20 protein-coding genes are annotated in these 24819 nt (G+C 31.9%); 5 read left to right on the top strand and 15 right to left on the bottom strand.

What is annotated here, in order from left to right; translation table 4 throughout:
* Window positions 1–151: 151 nt before the first annotated feature.
* The 9 genes from gatB to rpsF are packed head-to-tail and all read right to left on the bottom strand — an operon-like array spanning window position 152 to window position 9610.
* Window positions 152–1609, bottom strand: a complete 1458-nt coding sequence (gene gatB / locus ABDB96_RS01840; protein ID WP_343251820.1) for an Asp-tRNA(Asn)/Glu-tRNA(Gln) amidotransferase subunit GatB — start codon at window positions 1607–1609, stop codon at window positions 152–154.
* Window positions 1602–3044, bottom strand: coding sequence for an amidase family protein (locus ABDB96_RS01835; RefSeq protein ID WP_343251819.1), 1443 nt, complete (start codon window positions 3042–3044; stop codon window positions 1602–1604). The genes gatB and ABDB96_RS01835 overlap by 8 nt, the downstream gene beginning before the upstream one ends.
* Before the next feature lie 2 nt (window positions 3045–3046).
* On the bottom strand, window positions 3047–4453 hold the full coding sequence (locus tag ABDB96_RS01830; protein WP_343251818.1) for an Asp-tRNA(Asn)/Glu-tRNA(Gln) amidotransferase GatCAB subunit C: 1407 nt from the start codon (window positions 4451–4453) through the stop codon (window positions 3047–3049).
* Window positions 4454–4470: 17 nt separating this feature from the next.
* Window positions 4471–5133 carry a uracil-DNA glycosylase gene (locus tag ABDB96_RS01825; RefSeq protein ID WP_343251817.1) on the bottom strand — a complete coding sequence of 221 codons (663 nt, stop codon included), beginning with the start codon at window positions 5131–5133 and terminating at the stop codon, window positions 4471–4473.
* Between the two features lie 3 nt (window positions 5134–5136).
* Window positions 5137–6615 carry an MG095/MPN233 family lipoprotein gene (locus tag ABDB96_RS01820; RefSeq protein ID WP_343251816.1) on the bottom strand — a complete coding sequence of 493 codons (1479 nt, stop codon included), beginning with the start codon at window positions 6613–6615 and terminating at the stop codon, window positions 5137–5139.
* Complete coding sequence (locus ABDB96_RS01815) at window positions 6608–8014, bottom strand: replicative DNA helicase (protein WP_343251815.1); 1407 nt, start codon at window positions 8012–8014, stop codon at window positions 6608–6610. Before ABDB96_RS01815 ends, ABDB96_RS01820 begins: the two co-directional genes overlap by 8 nt.
* A gap of 29 nt (window positions 8015–8043) precedes the next feature.
* Entirely contained in the window at window positions 8044–8445 is a 402-nt protein-coding gene (rpsR, locus tag ABDB96_RS01810; protein WP_343251814.1) for a 30S ribosomal protein S18, read from the bottom strand.
* A 25-nt stretch (window positions 8446–8470) separates the two neighbouring features.
* On the bottom strand, window positions 8471–9055 hold the full coding sequence (locus ABDB96_RS01805) for a single-stranded DNA-binding protein (protein ID WP_343251813.1): 585 nt from the start codon (window positions 9053–9055) through the stop codon (window positions 8471–8473).
* Between the two features lie 6 nt (window positions 9056–9061).
* Window positions 9062–9610, bottom strand: coding sequence for a 30S ribosomal protein S6 (rpsF, locus tag ABDB96_RS01800; RefSeq protein ID WP_343251812.1), 549 nt, complete (start codon window positions 9608–9610; stop codon window positions 9062–9064).
* A gap of 329 nt (window positions 9611–9939) precedes the next feature.
* Here rpsF and ABDB96_RS01795 point away from each other — a divergent pair, with 329 nt between their 5' ends.
* Window positions 9940–10044 carry an HNH endonuclease gene (locus ABDB96_RS01795; protein WP_343251811.1) on the top strand — a complete coding sequence of 35 codons (105 nt, stop codon included), beginning with the start codon at window positions 9940–9942 and terminating at the stop codon, window positions 10042–10044.
* Window positions 10045–10696: 652 nt separating this feature from the next.
* On the opposite strand, the gene ABDB96_RS01790 is transcribed toward ABDB96_RS01795, so the two are convergent.
* The 3 genes from ABDB96_RS01790 to ABDB96_RS01780 all read right to left on the bottom strand — a co-directional run bounded on the left by ABDB96_RS01790 (window position 10697) and on the right by ABDB96_RS01780 (window position 15323).
* Window positions 10697–11038, bottom strand: coding sequence for a hypothetical protein (locus ABDB96_RS01790; RefSeq protein ID WP_343251810.1), 342 nt, complete (start codon window positions 11036–11038; stop codon window positions 10697–10699).
* A 1401-nt stretch (window positions 11039–12439) separates the two neighbouring features.
* Window positions 12440–13594, bottom strand: coding sequence for a lipoprotein 17-related variable surface protein (locus tag ABDB96_RS01785; RefSeq protein WP_343251809.1), 1155 nt, complete (start codon window positions 13592–13594; stop codon window positions 12440–12442).
* Window positions 13595–14297: 703 nt separating this feature from the next.
* The gene (locus ABDB96_RS01780) at window positions 14298–15323 is read right to left on the bottom strand and encodes a lipoprotein 17-related variable surface protein (protein ID WP_343251808.1); all 1026 of its coding nucleotides are present in this window, start codon (window positions 15321–15323) and stop codon (window positions 14298–14300) included.
* 471 nt (window positions 15324–15794) lie between these two features.
* Between ABDB96_RS01780 and ABDB96_RS01775 the strand changes: the two genes are divergently transcribed.
* On the top strand, window positions 15795–16952 hold the full coding sequence (locus tag ABDB96_RS01775; protein WP_343251807.1) for an MnuA family membrane nuclease: 1158 nt from the start codon (window positions 15795–15797) through the stop codon (window positions 16950–16952).
* Here ABDB96_RS01775 and ABDB96_RS01770 read toward each other — a convergent pair.
* The gene (locus tag ABDB96_RS01770; protein ID WP_343251806.1) at window positions 16949–17704 is read right to left on the bottom strand and encodes an IspD/TarI family cytidylyltransferase; all 756 of its coding nucleotides are present in this window, start codon (window positions 17702–17704) and stop codon (window positions 16949–16951) included. The genes ABDB96_RS01775 and ABDB96_RS01770 overlap by 4 nt on opposite strands.
* A 309-nt stretch (window positions 17705–18013) precedes the next feature.
* Here ABDB96_RS01770 and ABDB96_RS01765 point away from each other — a divergent pair, with 309 nt between their 5' ends.
* The 3 genes from ABDB96_RS01765 (at window position 18014) to ABDB96_RS01755 (ending at window position 21127) form a co-directional block, all read left to right on the top strand.
* Window positions 18014–19639 carry an HDIG domain-containing metalloprotein gene (locus ABDB96_RS01765; protein WP_343251805.1) on the top strand — a complete coding sequence of 542 codons (1626 nt, stop codon included), beginning with the start codon at window positions 18014–18016 and terminating at the stop codon, window positions 19637–19639.
* Complete coding sequence (locus ABDB96_RS01760) at window positions 19629–19904, top strand: hypothetical protein (protein ID WP_343251804.1); 276 nt, start codon at window positions 19629–19631, stop codon at window positions 19902–19904. Before ABDB96_RS01765 ends, ABDB96_RS01760 begins: the two co-directional genes overlap by 11 nt.
* 125 nt (window positions 19905–20029) lie before the next feature.
* Window positions 20030–21127 carry a hypothetical protein gene (locus tag ABDB96_RS01755; protein WP_343251803.1) on the top strand — a complete coding sequence of 366 codons (1098 nt, stop codon included), beginning with the start codon at window positions 20030–20032 and terminating at the stop codon, window positions 21125–21127.
* Here the strand turns inward: ABDB96_RS01755 and ABDB96_RS01750 are convergent.
* Together ABDB96_RS01750 and ABDB96_RS01745 are read right to left on the bottom strand one after the other, a co-directional pair.
* Window positions 21124–23262: a Z1 domain-containing protein gene (locus ABDB96_RS01750; RefSeq protein ID WP_343251802.1), complete on the bottom strand. Its 2139-nt coding sequence runs from the start codon at window positions 23260–23262 to the stop codon at window positions 21124–21126. The genes ABDB96_RS01755 and ABDB96_RS01750 overlap by 4 nt on opposite strands.
* Before the next feature lies 1 nt (window position 23263).
* Complete coding sequence (locus ABDB96_RS01745; RefSeq protein ID WP_343251801.1) at window positions 23264–24775, bottom strand: hypothetical protein; 1512 nt, start codon at window positions 24773–24775, stop codon at window positions 23264–23266.
* Window positions 24776–24819 lie beyond the last annotated feature (44 nt).

Below are 24819 nucleotides of genomic sequence, written 5' to 3'. Positions count from 1 at the left end.
ATTAATTTTTAATTTAGTATTTTTTTATCACTCCGATTAATCAAATGGATCATTTTTTAAAACTAATCTTAAGATTGAAAAAACGAGTAATTAGTCTGAAAATTAGGTTGATTTTGTCAAAGATTTTGCTAAACAACTTACAAAAATTAATCTATTGTTTTGAGTTAAACTTTTCATTTAATAACTGATTAACAACTTCATTTGCAACATCGGGATTTGCTTGACCATTCGTTTCTTTCATTAACAAACCTAGCAACATGCTTTGCACGCGCTCTTTGCGGGTTGCTAAATTCTTAGTAATATTTTCTTTTGATTTTTCAATTAAGTCATTAACAATTGGCATTAAAACTGCCTTATCTTTAATTTGCACCATGTTAAGTTCACTAATTAAAACTTGTGGTGATTTTTTATTTTCATAACTAACTTCTAAGATTTTTTTTGCTTGTTTGCCGTTAATTTCGCCAGCACTAAGCAAATTAATTAACGTAATTAAATTATTTAAATCAACTGAACTAACTGCATTTTCAAACGTATTGTTTTCTTTTTTATTAACTAAACCAAGTAACTCAGTTAGTAACCAACGAACGACTTCTTTGGGATTGTTAACTTGATCATTTACGTAATTAAACGCTTGTAAAAGTTCTTGTGAATCAAGTAATTGGTCGATTTGTTTGGGATCGATTTGCAAGTTTTTTAATTGTTCGATAATTGCTTCGGGCTGTTTGGGTAGATCATCGTAAATCGTTTGCACCCAATTTTTATCTAATTGGATTTGTAAAATATTAGCTTCAGTCATGTACCGGTAGTCAACATCAATCGTTTTCTTGCGCATAAAAACCGTGGTTTGACTAGTGTCATCATAACGGTAAGTTGATTGGACAATTTGAACCCCAGATAATAAACTTTCAATTTGCCGTTTGATTTCGTAATTAATGGCTTTTTCAACATTATTGAAGGAATTAATGTTTTTAATTTCAACCCTTGTACCAAGGTTTTTACTGCCAATTGGGCGAACCGAAACGTTAATATCAGCCCGCATTGATCCTTCTTCCATTTTCGCATCAGAAATATTGTTGTGTAACAAAACTTGTCTTAAAGCAATTAAATAAGCCTTTGCTTCTAACGCGTTTTCAAAAACCGGATTGGTCACAATTTCAATCAACGGTGCACCGCAACGGTTGTAATCTAAATATAATCCGTTTGCTGTATTAAATTGTTTGGCCGTATCTTCTTCAAGATGAAACCGTTCGATTAAAACTTGCTTTGAACGGTTATTAACCACGATTGTTAATGAGCCATCTTTAGCAAACGGATGGTATTGCTGGGTAATCTGAAAACCCTTAGGTAAGTCTTGATAAAAATAATTTTTCCGGTCAAACCGTACTAATAAGTTGACTTCTTTCATGCGTAACGCTTGGGCCAATCGCAAAGCTTTAACAATGGCTTGTTTATTTGGTGCTGGCATGGTTCCAGGCAAGCCTAGATCAATCACGTGCAAATTGACATTTGCAGCATCAGTACGACAGTTAGGAGCACTAGAAAACATTTTGGTTTTGGTATTTAAAACGGTATGAACTTCCACCCCAATTGTTGCTTGAAAATTAAACATGAACAAAACCCCCGTTGTGGGTTAAAATGGCTTCAACTAAAGATGCAATCTGTAATAGTTTTTCATCACTAAATTGTTTAGCAGTAAGGTTAACTCCTAAATCAAGGTTGTCATTAGATTTAGCAAACGGAATCGTAATCGAAGGTAAGCCACCAAAATTGGCTAATTGTAAACAATCATCAATCACTGACGGCAAAACTTGATCATCTAAAACATCTTTAATTTTTGGTGCAAAACTTGATGCTCCTAAAGTAATGTAAGCATCATATTGATCTAAAATCTGGTTAAAGTGATCAACAATTTTAGCCCGGACTTTTTTGGATTTTAAATAGTATTTTTCAAAGTTTTCTTTACTTGTAGCAAACGCACCAATGGTAAAACGGCGCTTTAATTGCTCGCCAAAGTATTTATTTCTAGCATCCATTACTTTAGTTAAAAAATCATTACCAGTACTCGACTCACCAAACGGAATGCCAGTTAAATTTGCGTAGCAACTAGCACCTTCAGCATAGGACAAAATTTTGTATACCGGATCAATTGCTTTAAATAATTCGAGATTTAAATCAACATGAAATAGTTCAATTTGGTTTTTAGCTAAAATTGATTTTAAATGGTTTCAGGCGGTTAAAATGGCTTGATTCATTAGTGGATCAAGATTGGTAGTAAACGCAATGCGAACGGGTTTTTGAAGTGGTTGTAATAATGTCTGAAAAAATTGCATGTCACTTTTTTGACTAGTAAAATCATTCGGATCATACTTAACAATGGCGTCAGCCACAATGGCTACATCACCTACCGTTTTTGCAAAAACCCCAACGTGATCAAAAGTTGGTGCATACGGAAACACGCCATAGCGCGAAATTAAACCGTAAGATGGCTTATAACCAATCACCCCACACAAACTAGCCGGGCGCCGAATCGAATCACCTGTATCAGTGCCAATGGCATAAGGCACTGATCCACAAGCCACAGCGACAGCTGAACCTGATGAACTACCACCAGCAATATGTTTTGTTTTAAATGGATGACTGACAATTCCGTATGCAGAAAACGAACCAGTACCACCCAAACCAAATTCATCCATATTGGTTTTAGCAACCAGAATGCCACCAGCATCTTTTAATAACTTATAAACAGTCGCATCATATGGTGGAATGTAATGTTCTAAAAATTTTGAGCCACCAGTTGTTGCTATATGTTTGGTACTAATGTTGTCTTTTAAAGCGTAAGGAATGCCTGCTAAAAGGGAAGTAGTTAATAACGATGTGATGTCTAAATGCTTCCCAATACGGGTAGCTTCTAAAGAGTTTTTTCACAAAACAAAATTAGTTTTTTTAAATTTTTTGATCGTTTTTAAGGACTTGGCTACTAAAACTTTTGGATTAGTTTTTTTCTGGATTAATTTTTCATGCAAATCTAAAATAAAAGAATGCATATTTAGTATGCCTTAACTAACTTATCATCAAATGTTTTCGCACATTTTAAAATGTTGCTTACTTCATCAGGTAAACTAACCGTATCCTCCCGCAAGTAACCTGCTGGCATTTTTACAGGATAATCAAAAGTCTCATAGCCTGTAGTATCAATACTAGCAACATGCTCAAATTGGTTTAAAATTTCACAAAACTCGTGCTCTAATTGATGTAATTGTTTTTCATCAGGCTCAAACAATAAACTACGACTATAATTTTTAATTTGTTCTTTACTAATCATGGTTGTTTCGACATCTAACGATTTTCATGTTTGGTTAAATAGGGGTACATTTAATTCTTCAACAAGTTCATCTTCATAATTGTATTTAACAATCGGACTAATGGTAAGTAAAATTGGATAAATCACAATAATATCAATTACAAACAAACTAGGTGCAGCAATAATCGAGCGGAAAATTAACCAAAATGGGTAGGGCTGACCGGTAATTTCCGCATCAAAAATTGGTAAAAACAAAATGTTTAAAATCAAGGTAGCACTAGCGGCTAAAACCACCACACTTACTAACGACGTGTACCAGTTTTTGCGTGAATTTAATCACAATGAACTTTTATGATTGCCATGTTTAATTTTACGATAGTTAAAACGGGTTAATGCGTAATTATAACGCTTGGACTTGTACAGTCAAACACTGTACATCGTCCAAACAAAAACAATAATTAAAACAGCAAACGCACCAAGTCCTCAAAAGAAATGAACAACGGGAATATTAATTTTGGCTGGAATCCCAGGAACATTAAAGTTTAAAGTTGAAGTCGCAATAGGCAAAATTCGTTGAATTAAAAAAACGACAACAACCGCTGATACGGCCATAAATACCGAAGCATAAATTGCTAAAAACAAATTATTGCGGCGGCTAATTTTAGAAAAAGTGATGACAACTCTTAATAGTCCGGATAACATGCCGGTAATGATCGCAGCAATAAAATAACCATAATGAAAAAAACCACCAGATAAGGCAACAGTCAAAACATCAATAAATGCACCTGATACTACCCCAATAATCGGACCAAATAATAAACCAGAAATCTTAATTAAAATAATTTCAATCGTGACCCGGGTGCCAGGATAGGCGCGAAACAAAACGCTAGCCAAACCACCGGTTACGGCCATAATCAAAATAATGATACTAACTGCAATGGCAATAATCATGGCAATATTCGTCATACCATAAACACTAACTCTAGGAATAATGTAGTAGCGTTTTTTACGAATTAAATAAAAGTAAGTTTTTTTAGCGAATGCAAAAACAATAATCATGGCAAATAAAATGCCAAAAGTAATAAAGGCAAGTGATGAATCTATGGTCATTTTTGATGATTGTTGTTGCAATGATAATGTGATCCTATTCATATGTTACTAGTATTATTTTACCAATTTATTTTTTCATAGCCAAGCCTTGATAATAAATCATTGGCTTTCGAAAAGGGTTTGCTACCAAAAAACATTGGTGCACTAAAGGGTGAAGGATGAGCACAATAAATGAAATATTTCGGTTTTATCGGCCGCACTAAATCAGATGCTTTTTTACCTAGTAAGATAAAAACTGGTGGGTTTTTTAGTTGAATCAAGTGGTTTAAAACAACTAAAACAAACGATTTCCAACCAAAATTTTCGTGACTTAAGGGTGTGTGGGCGTTAACAGTTAAGCAAGTATTAAGTAATAAAACACCTTGCTTGGCCCATGTTTTTAGTGATCAATCTTTTTGATCAATATTTAAATCATTTTTTAATTCAATTAATAAATTGCGTAAACTACCAGGGAACTTAGCATTACAATTAATACCAAATGCCAAGCCGTTTGCTTGGTTGGTGTCATGGTATGGATCTTGACCCAAAATAACCACCTTAGTTGCTTGAATATCAAAAAAACTAAAGGCTTTAAAAATATCTTTTGGTTTAGGAAACACCGTATGGGTCATACATGCTTGTTTGTAATTTTGCTCAAGAATTCTAAAAAAAGGTAATTTGCTAATTTCTAATAATAACGGTTTTCAATTTGTCGGCAATTCATTAAGCAAATCAATTAACATAAATTAAAACTCAAACGGAGCTTTATTATTTGAACTAGTAACGCTAGCAAAATACAAGTGGAATAAATCTTCGATGAATAGCGGTTTGGTTGGCGATTCATTATTTGCTGCAGTTAGTGGTAATTGGGTAATTACCTGTTTTTTTAATTGGTTCACAACCGGGCGTTCGTTACGAATTTCAGCAATAAAACTATTAGTGACATTGCGAATGTTTTGCTGTTGTAAAGCAAAACCCGAGGCATCCTTTTGAACAACTGGAGGGTTGCTATTTGGATTAGCAGCAACTGGTGCTCCTAATTGTTCCTTGGATAAAATAGCATTTTGCATCCGGACAACATCAAGAATTGTAGATTCTAATTTAGTTGCCGAGTTATTAGGAATAATTTGGTTGCCATTATAAACACTTAGTTCGGGATAATATAAGCCAATCGGAGCAATTGATTGAATGCTAGAAGGAGTAACGCTTTGAACCATAAAACGGTTGTTTTCAGTTTTGCTATTAATTGAATAGTTCACATGGGCAATCATGTCTTGTAACTTTAATTGAAAGTTAAAGGTATCTAAAGTGCTTTTAAATTTAAATCTTCACAGTCTTTTTAAGTTGTTGATTGCTAGTTGTTGACTAGGATTATTCGCATCTAAAATACTAGTTCTTGGGGGCACACCAGTATTATCAAGTCCAGTTAAAAAGAAACGAAAATCAACAGTGATGTCCGTAATTGCAAACAATTTAACTAAACGGTTAGCAAGATTAGCTTCTGTTAATTTGGCTGATGAGTCAGCAGTCATAATTTCTTGATTATTTAGAATCTGACTATTATTTTTTCGCACATCGTAAATGTCGGTCTCAGATAATCCGTAGGGTTTAGTGTTTACACCATTTAGGTGATTAATTGTACTAGCAGTTAAATGGCGAAAATTAAAAAGGATGTCTGAAATCCCAAAACCAATATTGGTCCGATCGTTCCCGATAACTAAATTATTTGATAAGGCTTGGTGAAACTGGTTAATCAAATTGTTATCTTGGTTTGGAGCTAAAGCCAATAAATCAATTCGGTTTGCCCCCCTTAATTTCGTATTAAAGTTATTGATCGTGGTCGCATAAATACTTGCGACTTGAGCTAACTGATAACCAATAGTGTTCGCTGCTGTGGCATATGTTGTTTGGAAAGCACTAGGAACGGTTGTTGTCGCAGCAATGGTTGCATCATTAGGAACGTTGTTTTGTCCTGGCAATGGGGTTTGTTTATACATCACGGTCGGAGTGCTACCGCCTTCGATACGTTGTGAATAACTAATTTTCACCATGGTGCTTTGATCGTTATTGGGATCAGCACGTAAGTTAGTAAACTGAGTGACTGAAGTAAGATACTTTCGCGATGATGGCGAACTACATGCTGAGACAATTAAGGCTGGAATAACTAACATCCCAAAAAAAATGGTTGGTTTTCAAACACGTTTTCTATTTTTTAATTTAAACATCATCATTATCCTCGGAAAAATCATGATCATATGCAACTGAAGTAAACTTGCCAATGCGTTTAGCAAAACTTAAAATCACTTTGCCAGTTGGCCCATTCCGGTGCTTAGCAATAATAAATTCAATTTCGGGATTTTCGTTTAAGCCTTCATCATTGCTTTCATCGTCTTTTAGTGGCGAATTTAAAAAACAAACAAGATCAGCATCCTGTTCGATCGAACCTGATTCTCGCAGGTCTGACAAGATGGGCGTACTGCTTGGGCCACGGCGTTCTTCAATTTTTCGTGATAATTGGGCTAATGCTAAAATTGGCACATTAAAAGTACGTGCAGCTTGTTTTAAACTATGGGAAATTAACGTCACAATTTGTTGACGGTTTAAATTGGAATCTTGTTTTGTGGCTCTTAACAATTGCAAATAATCCACAATAACAAGTTTTAATTTGTGAGTATTTGCCAAATGCTTTAATCGGCTTTGAATCTCGCTAATGGTTAAATTACTAGAATCATCAATCACAATTGATAAGTTTTCCACTTCGCTTAAACTATAAGAAATGCTAGCATTATCTTCTGGCGATAAGTTTTTAAAATTAGCAAAAGTAAAATTAACCATGGATTCACAAGCAGTAACCCGGTGCAAAATTTGATCAATCCCCATTTCTAAAGAAAACATCACAACAATTTCGTTATTTTTAAGATTTTTGGCACAGTTAATTAAAAAATTAATCGATAAGGCGGTTTTACCTTGACCAGGACGGGCGGCAAGAATAATTAAGTCGCCGGGTTGGAAACCATTAGTTAGTTTATCAATTCCCGGATATCCGGTTTGAATCCCGGTAATAATGTCGCCTTTAATAGCTTGTTTTAATTTGTCACGAAAGTGTTCAACGTGTTGTCTTCACGGAATAATTTCATCGCCAATCCGTTCTTTGGAAATGGCTAAAAAGCGTTGTTCAATTTCCACCAAACGATCATCGAAATTTGCTGAATCAACTTCCAGATTTTGCATCTCAACACCAAGATTTCTTAACTCGCGCAAAATCGAAGCCATTTTAATTACTGAAAAATAACTTTCTAAAGATTTAACATTAGGCTTTAAGGCAAAGATACTGGTCACCACTTGAGTGGCATCAGTATATGAAGCTAGTTTGGTGCTAATTAAATTTTCAATAATCGTTGTTGGATCAATTTCTTTTTGAGCGTAATGCAATGATTTGGCAACACCAAAAATTAAACGGTGGGCTTCATCTTCAAAATCGTGGCTAGTAAGTTTATTGAAAATATCATCACTATTAGGAAGCTGGTTTAACAATGCACTTAAGGCCATACTTTCGGCTTCAACGCCTAATTCAGGAGTAATAACTGATGGACCAATTCGTTTTCTAATTTGGTGATCATTCATTTAAGTGCTCCTTTCAAAGAAAGTAAATTTTATTCACGAACAAATGGTAATAAAGCCACAATCCTCGCCCGTTTAATGCTGTTAGCTAAATGTCTTTGGTGCGATGCACAGTTCCCGGTTTGCCGCCGTGACATAATTTTCCCGTATAAACTGGTATAGCGTTTTAAGGTTTCTGCATCCTTATAATCGATTTGCAAAACGCCCTTAGCACAGAAATGGCAAATCTTACGACCGCGACCGCGGTAGTAACGCTTGCGTTGAGCACTTACTGATCCTGGTCCAGATTCGCCAGGTCGGTAATTTCGTTTGGTAAAACTTCCTAATCCCTTACGTTCTTCAGAAACAGCATTAGGATCAACTTCTTTTTTGACCGGTTCGTCTTCAGAAATGTTATTTGCCGCTTGTTTTACAATATTTAGGTCGTCGTTCATTTTAAAAAACTCCTTATTTTAATATTTAATCATCAAGATCGTCTTGTCAAGACAAATCATCGTCATTTTCTTCATCTTTAACTTTACTGGTCTTTTCAGAAACTGGTTTATTATCAAAATTAGTCGTGATTAGATTATCATTAACTGATTTGGTAACAAACGCATCACTTACATCTAAGTCGACTGTATCGGGAAAGGCTGCTTCTAGATTAGCAACTTCTTCTTCCATATAGTTTTCAAATTGGTTTTTATTATGAATACCTTTGGAAAACTGGGAAAAATCATTGGTTGATTGAATTTTGGTTTTATTTGTATTTGTGGTTCTCACGCTGTCAATGACTACACTTAAACTGGAAACATTTTTTCCCTCTTTGGAAATGTATTTATTAACTGTCAAGCGGGCCTCAACAACTAAAAAGTCACCTTTTTTTAAATATGTGGAAATGAACTTTGCTGTTTGTTGTCATGCAACACAATTAACAAAATGGGTTTCGCTTGAATTTCGTACATCTTTTGCAGCGATCGAAATTCTTGTGCCCATCGTTCCGGTTGATGTTGGAACACTACTAGGATCGCTTGCTAAATATCCCGCAAGAAATACCCGATTCATACCGCTTTATTCTCCTTGAGGTTCAAGTGTATCTGGTTTTCTTGATTCAATCCCTTTTCTTTTAATGGGTGGGGTTCGTTTAAGAGGTTCTTCGATTCCAGAATCAGTAACCCGCAATACAATGTCCCATTCATCGCGACGTTTTGGCCGTTCGTAGCGGGCTTTTCGCGGTAACGGCCGTGGAGCGTCAGGATTGGCCATAATTTCTTCATATTTAGCCAAACGATGTTTTGCTAATCGGACCTTTTTTTCGTTATTTACTGCCCTTCAACCATAATCTTTTTCAAGATTAATAATTAAATGTCGCAATACCGATTTATTAATTAACGTTAATCGATTAAAATCAAAAGTTGATTTCGCATCACCATTAAAATTAAGTAAAAAATAATGAGCAGTACTTTCCTTTTTAATTTGGTATGCTAAATTTTTAATTCCTAGATATTTTGTTTCGATGGATTCAGTTTTAATATTTTGTTTTAATTGATCAGTAATACTTGTTGCTTGTTCTGGAGAAATCTTTCCGCTAACAAGCAACATGACTTCATATTTCGCCATTTTATGTTACTTCCTTTTGGGCATGCAATTTCTTGCTAAGAAGATACAGATAACTAGCCGTATCAACATAAAAGTTTGTAAGGAAAACTTTACAATATATTTACCAAAAGATTATATACCAAAAACATGGATTCTTAATAAAAATTAATGTTAGAGATAATCGATTCATAAAAAGAATTTACTGATATGTTTTTGATAAGAATGAAAGCCATTTAAATTTAAGACAGTTTAAAAAAGAGCATAAAATAACTGTTTACAAAAAAAATGACGGAATATGTAAAGCGTGTCAAAAAGAAGGGCGTGAAAAGATCAAATACGACTATCAAGAAATGGAAGGCGATCACATCGTTCCGTGAAGCCAAGGCGGCAAAACAGAAATTAATAATTTACAAATGTTATGCATCGAACATAATAGAAGAAAAAGTAATAAATAGTTTTGACGTCTAAAATAACTAAATAATGGTCAAAATAAGAAATAAAAATGGACAATCAACTTAGTTGGTGATTATCCATGATTTTTTTCTTCAAAAAATTAAACTTTTACTAGAATTTGCAAAGCAAAAAGATAATAATCACTAAAATATGTTGATTCAAATTTTACGTAATAATTTATTTCTCATCAAATGACTTGAAAGATTAATCTCTTTTTTCGAATTATCTAATTCTTACCAAACAAAACTAGACTTTTAATTACACATCACCCAAAATTTTCATTTCAGATTTATGTATTTGAATACATCTTATTTCTTGGTTTTATTATTTTTGGTCGAAGGGGTTATATTAAATGAACCATTTTCTTTAGTGTACCCTGTAACACCAATATCTTTTCCAAATCGATAAGTAAGTCCTTGTTTTTCAAAGATATCAAGATCCTTAGGTAATCCATTTATATCATAACTTTTTCCATTTTTAAGTAGAGTAAATTTAAAAGTTATTTCACCCAAACGTGGATTAAAATTAGCACTAATTTTTAAGTCAAAAGTTTGGGGAGCAGTTAAATCAGATGGTAGATGTTGACTTGTTTCTTTAATTTCTTCATTAATGAATTTAATCTGTTCAGCAATAGATGAAGATTTAACTTTTTCTCTAAATTGGTCAGCAACATCTTTGGTTTTTTTTGGTTGTATTTTTAGTTTGAACTTTAGTATGATTTATTTTTTTATAAAAAGCTAAGACAGCTTGTTTGTCTTTTTCTAACTCGGCCTGTTTGTTATCTGCCCCTCCAGGTTGAGTTTGATTATTATTTCCTGGCGGGGTTTGGTTATTATTTCCCCCAGGGTTATTTTGTTGGCCTGGTAGAGACTCATTTGTGCCTTGATTTCTTTGGCCGCCAGTGCCAGCGGTGCTGCAAGCAGATGCAATTCCACCAATCAACGGAATTGCTAAAGAAAATCCAATAAGTAGTATATTTTTCTTGAGTTTAAGCATATTGCATGCCTCCTAGATATATTAGCATTAATAATTATATTCCTTTTAAAAAAAAAAATAGATAAAATCGTAACAGTTGAAAAATCATTAATTCCCTAAATTAGAAAAATAAAATCCTAATTTAGGATACAAATTAAGATGCTAATGGTTGTCCCCTCATGCAGGTAAACTTTCGAAAGTTTAAACATTATTTTTACCAAAGTTTCATTCAAAAAGATGCCATTAATTTCTAAATATCAATTTTGCATTAATAAAAGTTAGATAAGTTAATAGATCACTATGAAACAATGTAAGTACCAACACATTCAAAACAATTATTTTAAGTACAACTGCATTATTTTTAATTGCTGCAGAACTTCTTCATAGTTATTTTCTTTTCAACCAATTTTTTAAAAAATCAATATCAATTAGAGTGCTACATACAAAATTACCATTTGTTTCGGATATATTTTAAATTTATAATCGATAAAATAACACAAAATTAAAAAGAAAAAGCAGTGCAATAATGCAAACTTAAATATTACTACACATTTTAGTGATGATTTGATGTGATTAATTGAAATCAATCAAATGGAAATAAATAACCAAAACAATTCAAGTTCTTTATTAAGAAACTAAAACTATACAAATAATAATTCATAATTTTGGTCAGTAAGTAACATTTTTTTGCTTCAAAATCGATTATTTACATAAAGTTAAACAAATTCTTGTTTTGTATAAAAGAATCTTTTTCAAATCAAAAAATTTTATTTACTTAATTTCCAAATAAAAAGTTGGATAGCAAGTATTACACATGACCGCCTTATCACACATTCTTTAACAATAACTTCAATTCAGTACTAAGTTAGAAAGTTTTGTTATTGATGGCGAAATGTGAATAACTGTAAAAAATAGATTTAGTAAATTAATTAAATAAAGTTGTTTTTTTAATTGATTTAAAAAAAAGGCGCGACAAAAATTAATCGATAAAGCGTATGAAAAGAATGATACGAAAAAATCAAATATGATTATCAAGAAATGGAAAATACCCACATCATTTCATAAAGCCAAGGCAAAAAACAGAAATTAGCAAACTACAAGTGTTGTGTGTTGAAGATAACAAAAGGGAAGTGACAAACAACTTTAAATTACATAAAATTAAAAAAATCAAAACAAAATAATAAAAAATGGACAATCAACGGATTTGCTAATTTGTCCACTAATTTTGTTTTCGTAAAAAAAGAATAATATATACGAGTACTTTAAATAAAAATATAATAAATAATTATTAAAAATGTTGATTGAGATTTAAAACAATTACTATATTTTTAAACAGCCAAAAATTCATCTATTTTAAAAAATATCTAATCTTGTGCACACAATACCAGAATTATTATTTCAGATTAAATATTTTGATGTATTCTATCGTCTTGGTTTGGTTTTTGTAGGACCCGCTGATTCAGTTGTAGTATATCCTACAATATCAAAATCTTTCCCAGACATATAACTTACCCCTGGTTTTTCAAAAACTGCCTCAAGTTCTCGAGACGATCCGTCTTTATCGTAAATTTTTTCATTTTTAAGTAAACTAAACTTGAAAACTACTTTACCTTTAGTAACATTTGGACTAGCAGAAATTTTTAAAACAAAACCTTTTGGAACAGTTAGGCTAGATGGCAGTTTTTGTTTATTTTCTTTAATTTGATCATTGATAAATTTAATTTGTTCAGAAATCGATAATGAAGATTTGTGTTTTATTTCTCTAAATTTTTCGCCAATTTCCATCGCATTTTTGTTAGTATTAACTGTTTTTGCACTACTATTATCAGTTATCTTTTTGTAAAAAGATAAAGCCGCCTGTTTGTTATTTTGATAGCCGCTCACAAGAACCACTTTATTTACTTGTGTTGTTGAACGATTACCTTGTAAATCAAAAAAGTCTGCACTATCTTTTTTTCGTAATCCAATTTTAATGTTTAAAATTCCTTTATCATCATTTCCTTCTGCAGAAATTAGATACTCAAATTCATTTGGTACATCTGGAATTTTATTTTTCAGTTGTTCATTTGCTTTATTCAAATTACCAATATTGTCAGTTACATCAGAAGGTAATACGTTTTTGTTCTTCTGAGTAGTTATCGCAGTTACAGGTATTTTATTAAAAATACCAATAACTGTTTCTTTTTCTTTCTTTATTTCTGCCTCAGATTGTTTGTTAGTTTCTTTCGGTTGAACTTCATTATTGTTTCCATCAGGTTTAGTTTGTTTATCGCCTTCAGGGTCAACTTGCTTATTATTTTCTTCAGGATTGGTTTGATTATTGTTCCCTTCTGATTCGTTTTGCTTGTTATTTGCTTCGGGTTTGGTTTGATTATTGCTTCCTTCTGATTCGCTTTGCTTGTTGTTTTGTTCAGGTTTATTTTGATTATTACTTCCTTCTGATTCGCTTTGCTTGTTGTTTGTTTCAGGTTTATTTTGATTATTATTTGAGCCGCTAGGTACTGTTTCAGTGCTGCCTTGATTGCCTGGGCTTACATTTCGAGCTGTGCTGCAAGCTGACGCAATCCCGCCAATCAATGGGATTGCTAGAACAAATCCAATAACAAAATTCTTTTCTTTAGTTTAAGCATATTACATCTCTCTTAAATGGATAATGGCAGAAATTATACTTCTTTTTAATCAAAAATGCATGAAAGCGAAACAATTAAAAAACACGAATTCGCTAAATTAGAAAAATATAATCCTTTTTTCAACATGCGAATAACGTTAACAATAACGAAAATATACTAAATCTAAAAAAGGCGTTTATTGCTATGTTTTTGATAAAAATAAAAGTTATTAAATTTGAGACAATTTAAAAAAGAAAATAAAAAGTATTTTCAAAAAAATGAGGAATATATAAAGCACGCAAAAAAGAACAGTACGAAAGTTCAAATACGACTATCAAGAAATGGAAGGCAGGCAATAATTCTGTTTAATCAAAGAAAACAAGAATTAGTAATTTTTAAATGTTGTGTGTCAAGCATAACAAAAAAGTAATAAAAATGGATAACCAACTTAATTGCTGATTATCCATTATTTTATGGAAACATAAAACTAATATTCATGTATGTAAAAGAAAAAATATAAAAGTTAGTTATTAATTTATTTTATTTTAAAAAACTTGAAAAAAGGAACCTGCTTTTCAAAGTATCTAATCTAACCAAAACAAATTATATTCTTGTTTGATAATACATTGGGGCAACATTATTAATTAAAATTGTGTATTTGGAATACGATTCTATCGCTTGGTTTTGCTGGTGCTAGGGGTAACTTTTAACGAACTGTTAGTTTTAGTATATCCCAAAACATCAACATCTTTTCCTAACATGTATGTTTTGCCAGTTTTTTCAAAAAGCGGATCCAGATTTCGAGATGATCCATCTACATTATAAATTTTTTCTTTCTTAATTAAACTAAATTTAAAAGTTAATCTACCCTGAGATGCATTTTTTTGAGCAGAAATTTTTAAGTCAAAAGTATCTGGAGCGGCTAAATTGGATGGGATTTTTTTATTTTCTTCCTTGATTTGCTCATTAATAAATTGGATCTGTTCAGAAATGGTTGAGGATTTAGTTTTTTCCAAAAATTTTGCGGCCACATCATCAATACTTTCTGATGGATTTTTTGTTGTTAAATTGGTTTGAGTTATCTTTTTGTAAAAGGACGCAGCCGCCTCTTTGTTATTTTGATAGCCACTTACAGAAACCTCTTTATTTACTTGTGTAGTGGAACGATTGCCATCTAAATCAAAAAAGTTTGTGCCACCTTTTTTTCGTAATCCAATCTTGATCTTTAAAATTCCATTATCATCATTTCCTTCTGCCGAAAATAGATATTCAAATCCATTCGGTGCATCTGGAATTTTATTTTTTTCATCAAGTTGCTCATTAACTTTACCTAAATCAACAAGACTATTAACAAGAGTTGAAGGTAGGATGTTTTCATTATTTTTTTTAGTTGTTGCAGTTGCAGGGATTTTATTAAAAGTGTCAACAACTGTTTCTTTTTCTTTTTTTATTTCTTCCTCGCTCTGCTTATTGTTTTTTTCGGGCTGAGTTTGGTTATTGTTTCTTTTTGATTCATCCTGCTGATTATTTTGTTCGGGTTTAGTTTGATTATTATTTCCTTGTGATTCAGTTTCTTTATTGTTTTGTCCGGGACTAGGTTGATTGTCAGAGCCGCCTGGTAGTGGCTCAGTAGTACCCTGATTACCTTGATTTACATTTCTAGCAGTACTACAAGCTGATGCAATTCCGCTAATCAATGGAACTGCAAGAGCAAATCCAATAAATAAAGCCTTTTTCTTTAATTTAAATATGGTGCATGTCTCCTTAAATACTGAAATAGTGGTAGAGAGTATTATACTTCTTTTTAATCAAAGATCCATTAAAACGAAATACTGAAAAAGCATTAATTTAAATTTAAATTAATAAAAACGAATGTTTTTTAATGACACAAATAGCTTATAAAAACAGTCTATTTTTCATAAAAATGTAAAAAAAATCTTATATTTGAGTTTTTAATTACAAATAAGAACAATGATAAGAACAATGATTTTCGTACACTAAGCAAATAATTTATTGGTGGTAACTAAAAAAAATTAGCATAATTAAATTGGTTGTCACAGTTTTTAAAAATTTATAATTTACTTTTATAACAAGGTGGTATTTAAACGATGTTGTTAATTCTAAATACCGTTTTGTATTTATAAAATTAAATCATTTAGTGAGTCGCTATGAAACAACGTAAACCCCGCACATTCAAAACAATTATTTTTATTTGACTTACATTATTTTTAATTGCCGCAGCAACTGGAGCATATTTTGTTGTTACCAGATTTTTCCAAAAAACTCAAATTAATAACAGCAAGCAAAATAACACTCAAACTCACAATCCTAAAGATAGAATTACGATCGGCGGCTGAAATACACTAAATTTCATGTTAAATAAAAAAACAACACAAATCGAAGATGGCAAAACAGACGCAATTGTCAATATCATCAAGTATATTAATTATGATCTAATTGGCTTGGTTGAAATCAATAAAGATATCAATGAACAAACCAAACAGTTTAAATATTTTCTTAACAAATTAAACAATGGTAGTAACAATTCATGGTCTTACTCATTAAGCGGTAACCTGAATCCTTCAAAAAATACATTACCAGCCCAAATTGAACAAACCCTAATTTTGTATAAAACGAACTTATTTGAACTTAAAAAAACTTTTATTTATTCAAATCCAAAAACAAAAGAAGACAACTTGTATTACGTTCGTCCACCGTATGGTGCTTCCTTTAGTTATAAATTAAATCCAGCAATAACTTTTGGGGTTGTTTTTGATCACTTTGATAGTCCTGGAGTTTCTAAATATAGTCCTTTAAGAGAAACACAAGAACAGAAAAGTGATGCTAGCAAACAAGGGACTTATGAAGTCCATGATGCCAAATCATTTGTACCCATGATCAAAGAAATGCAAAACAAGTTAGATACAGATAATTTATTTTTTATGGCTGATACAAACATTCATACCAAAAACCAGGCCAAAGTTTTCAATGAACAAGAAATTGCGGCAAATGGATTTAAATTTGCCTTTGAAGATTCTGATTCATATAAATCATCACTATCGAGTAAATTCGGTCAATACGTGAATCCTTATGACAAAATTATTTACAAGTTTTCAAGTAATTTTAAGTTAGTTGCACCTGAAAAAGCTAAAGACATGCACGCAATCCATCCTGATTCACAAGGTTTTATTTTCGATTTTCAAAAATCAGTAAATAAAAAAATTGTGACCCGTCCCAAAACAGATAAAAGTAAAACCGATTATGATTGGTTGCGAAATAAAGTAAGCGACCATGCTCCGGTAGGAATGAGTTTTATTATTAATTAATTCTGTTCAATCCGCTGCTTCCGACGGTTTTCCAAAATTAATTTCGCTAATTCATAATCAGTATTAGTAGTAATCTTAATGTTTTCTCGATAACCATGAACGACTGCTACTTTAAAATTTTTTAGCAATAATAATGAACTAACATCAGTTGATTTAGGTCACGAATTAGTTTTAGTAATATCGTACATTTTAATCCCATGTTGAAAAATAAAGCATTGTGGGGTTTGTACTAAATAAGTTTTATCTCTAGGTAAGGTTTGTTCAAAAAAATTATTATTTGCTAAAGCCACTGTATCAACAGCAGGTGAAATAACGCTGCATGCTCCGTATTTTTTAGTCGCTTGAATGCATTGTTCTATTAAATCAACCGAAACAAAAGGACGGGCGGCATCGTGAGTTAAAATAATGTCTTGATTACACTTTTCATGCATTGTTTGGATGGATACTAAGGCACTAACAATTGAATCATTTCGATCGTGACCTCCGTTAACTAGAGATATTTTTAAATCCTCTGGTGTTCGAACGCAATGTTGGTTTAATAATTTACATATTTTTTTGGTTTGTTCAAACCAAATCGGTTTGGTAACAATTAGCAGGTGGCTAACTTGCTTGCATTGAAAAAATGGTTTTAAGGTGTGGTGCAAAACACAATATTCGTCTAGTAATAAAAATTGTTTTGGTTGGTTAAAGCCAACCATTCTAGTTGAATTTCCGGCAGCTAAAATAATGGCAAATACATTTCTTGTTGTCATTAAAACAAATCCTTTTAACTAATTAAAAATTTTTTAGTTAAACGAAAAATGATGTAATCAAATAATGCGTTTTAATTTTTACTTTCCCATTTTTGCTTTTAATAAAATTTAAAAAACAATTTCATTATAAAAGAAATATTGCAAATAAACCAAATTTATTAAGATAAAAATATTATCTTTGTAAATCTTTCCTATTTAGCTAGTTCACATTCCTTAAAAATTAAGAAGCATTTTTTAGTTTTTTTAGTATTATATATGTGTTATATTGTTTTGTTTTTTTGGCTTATTAAAAAGATAAACAATATTTTTATGACAGATTTTCTAAATAAGAACGCAACGTTCTTGATAATTTTGATAATTCTTGTTGCTTTAGTCATAATAACTCTTACGATTGTTATTGCGCTTTTAATTATTCCTAAATTAAAAAAGATTAATAAAAAAAGAAATATAAAAAAACAAGCAAATGATTTCGCGGTTTTTGAAAAAAAAACAACTGCTTCATTAGAGTCAAAACCTTTACTAACCCAATCTTTGCCAACCCAATCTTTTAATAATCAGACCTCATTGACTGAAGATTTGGATGCAGTTAAAGAACTAAAAAATAATTTACATAACCAAATCGAAAAAACCAAGCAACGTGAAATCGAATTAGCACATTGCAAAAAAACATACGAAACACAAGTTTCTGATTTGAAAAAAACGCTTGAATTAGAAAACATCAAGTTAAGTAAGATTGCCCAACTTTCGGTTGAAGATGCTAAAAGTCTTCTAATTGAAAATGTTTATCAAGATATGCGAGGCACTTTAAACCGTTTTTATCATGATGAAAAAGCAAAATTAATGGAAAATCTGGAGATTGAAACCCAAAAAATTCTGGTTTCTGCTATGGAAAATATGGCCGAAGAAATTGTTTCGCAGCGTTCAACCGCCACCATTGCTTTAGAAAATGATGCGTGAAAGGGAAGAATTATTGGAAAACAAGGTCGCAATAAACGCTTGTTCGAAGCCCTTACTGGTGTTGATATGATTATTGAAAAACAAGCAGAAATTAGTTTATCTTGCGCCAATCCGATTCGGCGTGAAATTGCTGTTAATTTACTAAACGTTTTAATTCAGTCGAAAAATATTGAACCAATTAAAATTGAAACTTTATATTTAATCGAAAAAGAAAATTTTGAAAAAAAGATTTACCAATACGGTAAGGAAGCATTAGAAGATAAATTAAAAATATTTAACCTTCCTAAAGAAATTTATCCAATTGTAGGTCGGCTGCGGTTCCGTCACAGTTATGGTCAAAATGTCTTACAACACTGTTTAGAATGTGCTGCTTTAGCTACTCATATTGCCCTTCAAATCAAAATTGATCCAGAAAAAGCTAAACTTGCAGCCTTCTTCCATGATATTGGCAAATCAGTGGATTTTGAAGAAGATTATGATCATGTCGAGTCGGGAGTACAAATTGCCAAACAACACCAATTGCCGAAATACATCATTAATGCCATTGAATCACACCACCATAAAGTCGAGCCCACGACAATTTATGGAGCATTAGTTAAGGTTGTTGACACCTTATCTGCCGCCCGTCCGGGAGCTCGAATTGATTCATTTAGTGAATATATCAAACGGGTGCAAAAACTTGAAGAAATTTGCAAAAAAATAGATGGTGTCAATGAAGCATACGCGTTACAATCAGGTCGAATTGTAAGAATCATGGTGAAACCAGATTTAATTAAAGATGAACAATTAGATTTATTGTCTTATGAAATTCAAAAAGCAATTGAAGCTGATCAAACGGTTAATAAATTTCAAATTCGCATCATTATTATTAGAGAAAAAAGAATTGAAGTATTCGCAAACCAACGATCAAAAATACCGTTTGTTTTAAACCGATCGCACCATTATCACGAGCAAAAAACACTAACAAATGAACCCTAATCTATACATTCCCTGAATTTTTATCATTCTTGCCATCTTCTTATTAATGGTTCCTAATTCATGATCTGAAAAAAAGGTTTTAGCTGTGATTGCAATTCAAATCTTTTTAAGTTTAGTTGGCTTAGTGACCGCCATTACCAATTTAGTATCATTATTGCGTACCCAGTTAAATTTAGGGCTTTCAATTTCAGCGATTATTTTGGCAATAATTACCATTTTATTAGCGATTCAAAGAAGATTAAAAATGTTGAAAAACTTTTTTTAAATTAATTAAATTTCATAAACAAAAGATAAAAATTATCATTAATTTAATTTAATTAGTAAATGATGATTTGTTTAACATAATATAATTCATAAATAGCATTTGATTTTCAATTAGGAAAAATAACCATGGCCAACACAAACGATTTTGCTAAAAAAACTAAACCACTTGGTCCAAGAACTGCATATTTAAGAAAAAAGGCACAAATGGAAAGCCAAGTGTCTAATAATCGTTTACAACCAACACCACCTTTAGATAATTTTGATTGGGTTGATCTGGTGGCTGAAAATCCAAATAAAAAAACAAAGGAAACTGTTGCTGTCCAAAAAACGAGTTTTGTTGATGCGAAAAAAAATAATTTAAAACCGTTTGAAAAAACCACCAGTCCCACCTCTCTATATTACGATTCATTATCGGACCAAGTTGCTCAAACAGTCTACGATCAATATCTTAGTAAAAATCATAGCCCCACTAAACCTGACCAAAATGTTTCAAAAAGTTTACACATTGCTTCGCAAAAATGAACAACCCAATCGATTAATTCTAGCGAATTAGAAAACGTAGCAACCGAGCCATTAGATGTTGAAAATTCAATTCGAACTAAAAGTAACCGTTACGATCAAAACCTATCAGGATCGCTAACCGAATTATTAGACATTGATTCAAAAGCAGATAAAAGTGAAGATGACGAAGAAATTGATGTTTTTGAAGCACTGACCAATGATTTGTCAAAAATTAACCATGAAAAAGAACCTAAAAAAACGGTTCTTGTTGTTGATGATTCCCAAACAATCCTTTCACAAATACACGATTCAGTTCATACAAAACAAAAAACACAGCACATAACTAATAAAAAAGATTTATTCCCAATAATTCCTGAACCAGAAAAACCTTCTGTTGATATGTCACAAATTTTAAGTAATATTGACCAAATCAACGATAACGATCCGGTTTTTGCTAACCAACTTAATTCGCGTTTTAACAAAGAAATGGCCGAATTGAAAAATAACCGTTATCAAAAACCACCATTAAATAATTTTTACAAACAAAAAGAAGCAAGTGAACCAAAAATTAAAAATCGTGATAGTCAAGAAGTAAAAAATCTACCTGCAAAATTAAAACCATTTTCTTCAAAAGCTTTTTTCGCAGTTGCAGCGATTATTACCTGATTATCGCTTTTTATTCCTTTAATTATTTTGGTTATTCAAACCTTTAAAAAAAGTTAAGTATTATTTTTTTTACCTTCTTTAGTCATTACAAAATTCGTATGAATTTTTTTCGGTAAAACGATTGCAATAAACTTTTGCAAACGGTGGGTTGCTTCGACATAAATATTATGAATTTGAATAATCATGCTATCTGTAAATTCATGAACTTTATGCCAATCTTTATCGCCAACATATTTATTGCCACTAACATTTTTTGGTTGGAATAATTCCACAGTTCCGTCCTCATGAATCATGCGCTTGCGAATTTTAGAAATTGCTAAATTATTATCCATAATGGCAATTGTAATTTTATTTTCAAATAAACTTAAAACTTCATCTTCAAAAAGACTTCAATTATTGGGGTCAATCCCAATGGCACTAGCAAAAAATTGGTAACGATCTGGCAAATCAAAGATGGCCTTCATTTTATTGATGCTACCTTCTTTAAGCATGCGAAAAGTATTGCCATCACCAACTTGGCAGTGAACAAGTTGGTTATCTTCAACAACCTTTTGAAAAATTTGGTCACAATATTTACGTAATTCAGCAGAACGATTCAAATTATTGTTTACTAAATACCGATCAAAACTAATCCGACTTTGTTTAACTTTATGCGTGGCGACTAGATCATCGCTTGAAATTAATAATTTCTTTTCAATCTGAGTAAATGGTAAACGTTTTTGTTCAGCATTGGTCAAGATGTCTCACAAGTAATTATCATGCTCTAAAATCTGTTCTTTAAAATTAGTTAATAAGTGCTCTAGAATAAAAATGCGCATTAAGTGTTCGTACTTGCGGCGATATCCAAACCAACGGCCGCGTTGTAATGCTGTATCAATCGCAATGGCATCTTCAGCCCGATTCGTAATATAGGTTGTCAATAAATTATCAAAAGTGACACCGCGTTCAATCATTGATGAACCCACAACAATGTTATTAGGTGCATCTTTGTATAACGGATCATCAATTTCGGAATTAACAACATTAACAGAAAGGAAGTTTAAATGACAAAGCATTAAATCAATAAAACGGTCATGCCAGGGGATTTGGGTCCGGTATTGTCCATAAATCCTTTTGATTTGGGTAATTAATTTTTCACCTTCACCCGAATCTGGAATTTTTAAAAAACGCTCTAAGGTTTTTTTATAAGAATTAATTTTATCGGCAATCATGTTGTGTTGCAAAATCTCTTTCGCGGTGTGGACTAACATCGCCGTTTTTTGAATTTTTTGATTTTCAAGGTGAAAGATTGCTGCTGAAACTAAGTAATATAAAATCGCGGTTTTAAACGATTCAGGTGTTTGTTCACGTTCATTTTCAATCGCTTGCTTTTCTTCATTAGCCACTTTGATAATATAGTTTAAATAATCACGACCAAAAAAATCTTTTAAACCCATATAAGCAGCCCCAGGTTCGATGGTAAAAATAAAATCGGGTTTAATAAAATCAGTTTGGGCTAATAAAATGTGTGCTTGTGGCGTGGCTGTAACCGATAAAAAACTAAAATTTTGATTCATTTTTTTCAGCATTTCATTAAGCATGCGATAGGTTGCTGATTCGCTTGATTTATGCTCAGCAGTATTAAATGATGCTAAATCACCTTCGTCATCCACAATTAAAAATTTAACGTTTTTAAAGATGGGAATACATAATAATTCAGTCAATTTTTCAATTTGTTGGTTTTTTAAACTAACAAAAATCGTTTTGTGCTTATTAATAATTGCTTTATTTAATTCATCAACAAAAGTCTTATTGTCTTGACTAGCAATTACTTCTTTAACCTGGTAAACATTAATTCCTGTGGAAAAATCATTTTTGGTAAAAGTGGCCTTAAGTCGTTCAAAAGTTTGTTTATTTAAAACATTGTCGCGACCCGATAATACAATGGCAATATCGTAATTTTTGCTAAAAGCCCGAGAAATACAAGCCGAAAATGTACTAGTTTTCCCAGATTGAACCTTACCAACTAAAAGCCCTTTCAAGCCGCTGGGACGATCACCTAAGGTGCTAATGACATCAGCCGCTTTCGTCATGATTTTTTTGATTGCACTATCATCTAATCCGCTTTTTTTACAATAATCAAAAAAATGAGCTTCGTGGTTCGAAGCCTGAAATTGACTAATAGCAACTTTGATGGCTTGCGAGATCTCCATTCTAGTTTCCCTTACGTAAATAATTATCAATTAATAGTTTTAACTCTTCGACACTACAACCCTCAACAATCGCTCGTTCTTCAGCAATTACATAATAAATAACAAATTCACAAAAGGTATTGTACGAACGTTTGTTACTAATAATTGGTCGAAAAAAAGGATGTTCGTAATTAAAATAAACAACAATTAGATCATCAACATATTTCTTTTTAATTCAATAGCCGCTAGCATCCTGATTTGTTGCTCGAATTAACTGAATTTTATACTCTTTGCCATACTCATCCTTAATTGAGTACATATTGGCTTCTTGTTTATTTTCTTTAACGGTTTCCATTTGTACGTCAATAATGGCGTTAGTTGACCGTAATGAATCGATAATGTTTTCGCTAATCTGGCTATATTGTTTAACTGTAGTTAGTGGTAAAACATTAGTTGACTGGTAAACGGTATTAATTTTCGTTGTTAGTTTATCAGGGGTTTTAAAATCACCTTGTTCGCCAATAATTTTCGTTAATAAATCAGTAATTTTATTCCAATTTTCTTCGGATACAGAAAATTTATTACCCGTAATTGCTACAGGAAGGTTGGAAAACTCCAATTCCGCATATAAAGAACTGTATTCAACATCTTCGTTAGTTCCAAAAATTTTTGCTGGTTTAAAATTTGAATTTGATATTGCCCCCAAAACGAGTTTATTGCTACTATAACAATAAATACCTGCTTTTTCATAGTTAGGAGAATTTAAAATACCTGCATATCCCTTAATGGTAATTGTGCGGTTTTCCAAATCGATTTTTTCATTAATTGTTAATTGGTAATCAGTTTCATTTAATCGAAATAATTCTGGTTTTTTCACCGGTTGAATCGGTAGTGCATTGCGGTACGATGCAACTTCAATTGGATCAAGACTGCTACAGTCAAAAAACTTGTTATCAACGCGATAAATCGCGTGGAAGTCGATTTTATCCAAGTTAACATATTTTTGATAGATACGATTGATGGTAAAAACAATGTTTTGAAATTCCTTTAAAGTTCATTTTTTTACATCGTTAATTTGTAATAACGTGCCGTGTTGAAACTTAGTTCGTGAGTAAAATTCCTTGCTTGAACATTCGGTTTGTGACAAAATTTCAAACTGTTCGCGATTAGATTGGATCATCGTGATGTTGCCCTTTTCAGCATCTTGATTTTGGTTATATATTTTGCTATTATTACCAATCCATTGCAAGGCTCGAATTCATTGTTTTCAACCTCTAGAACCAATAGTTTCATAGTTAATAAAATTAGTGATTTCCTTCCGACTATAGCCTAAACCGTTATCAAACATTAATAATCTTTTGGTTTCATTCATTGCGTCATAAATAATAAAAAAAGTTAATTTTTCAACATGATGATCAACATTATTGATAAAATGAAAAATACTAGGATCTAGCAAATGGGAAATTGCATATGCGGGAACGTACGGAAGTTCTTTACATAACTCGCTCCAAATTTGATTACTTTTTGATTGCATGAACGTGGCTCCCGGTTATTAAAATTAATTATTACATAAATCGA

The sequence above is a fragment of the Mycoplasma amphoriforme A39 genome (genome assembly GCA_000723365.1).
GTDB classification, from domain to species: domain Bacteria; phylum Bacillota_I; class Bacilli_A; order Mycoplasmatales; family Mycoplasmoidaceae; genus Mycoplasmoides; species Mycoplasmoides amphoriforme.
Note: the sequence above shows the minus strand (reverse complement) of the source record. Positions and strands in the feature narration are given on the sequence as shown.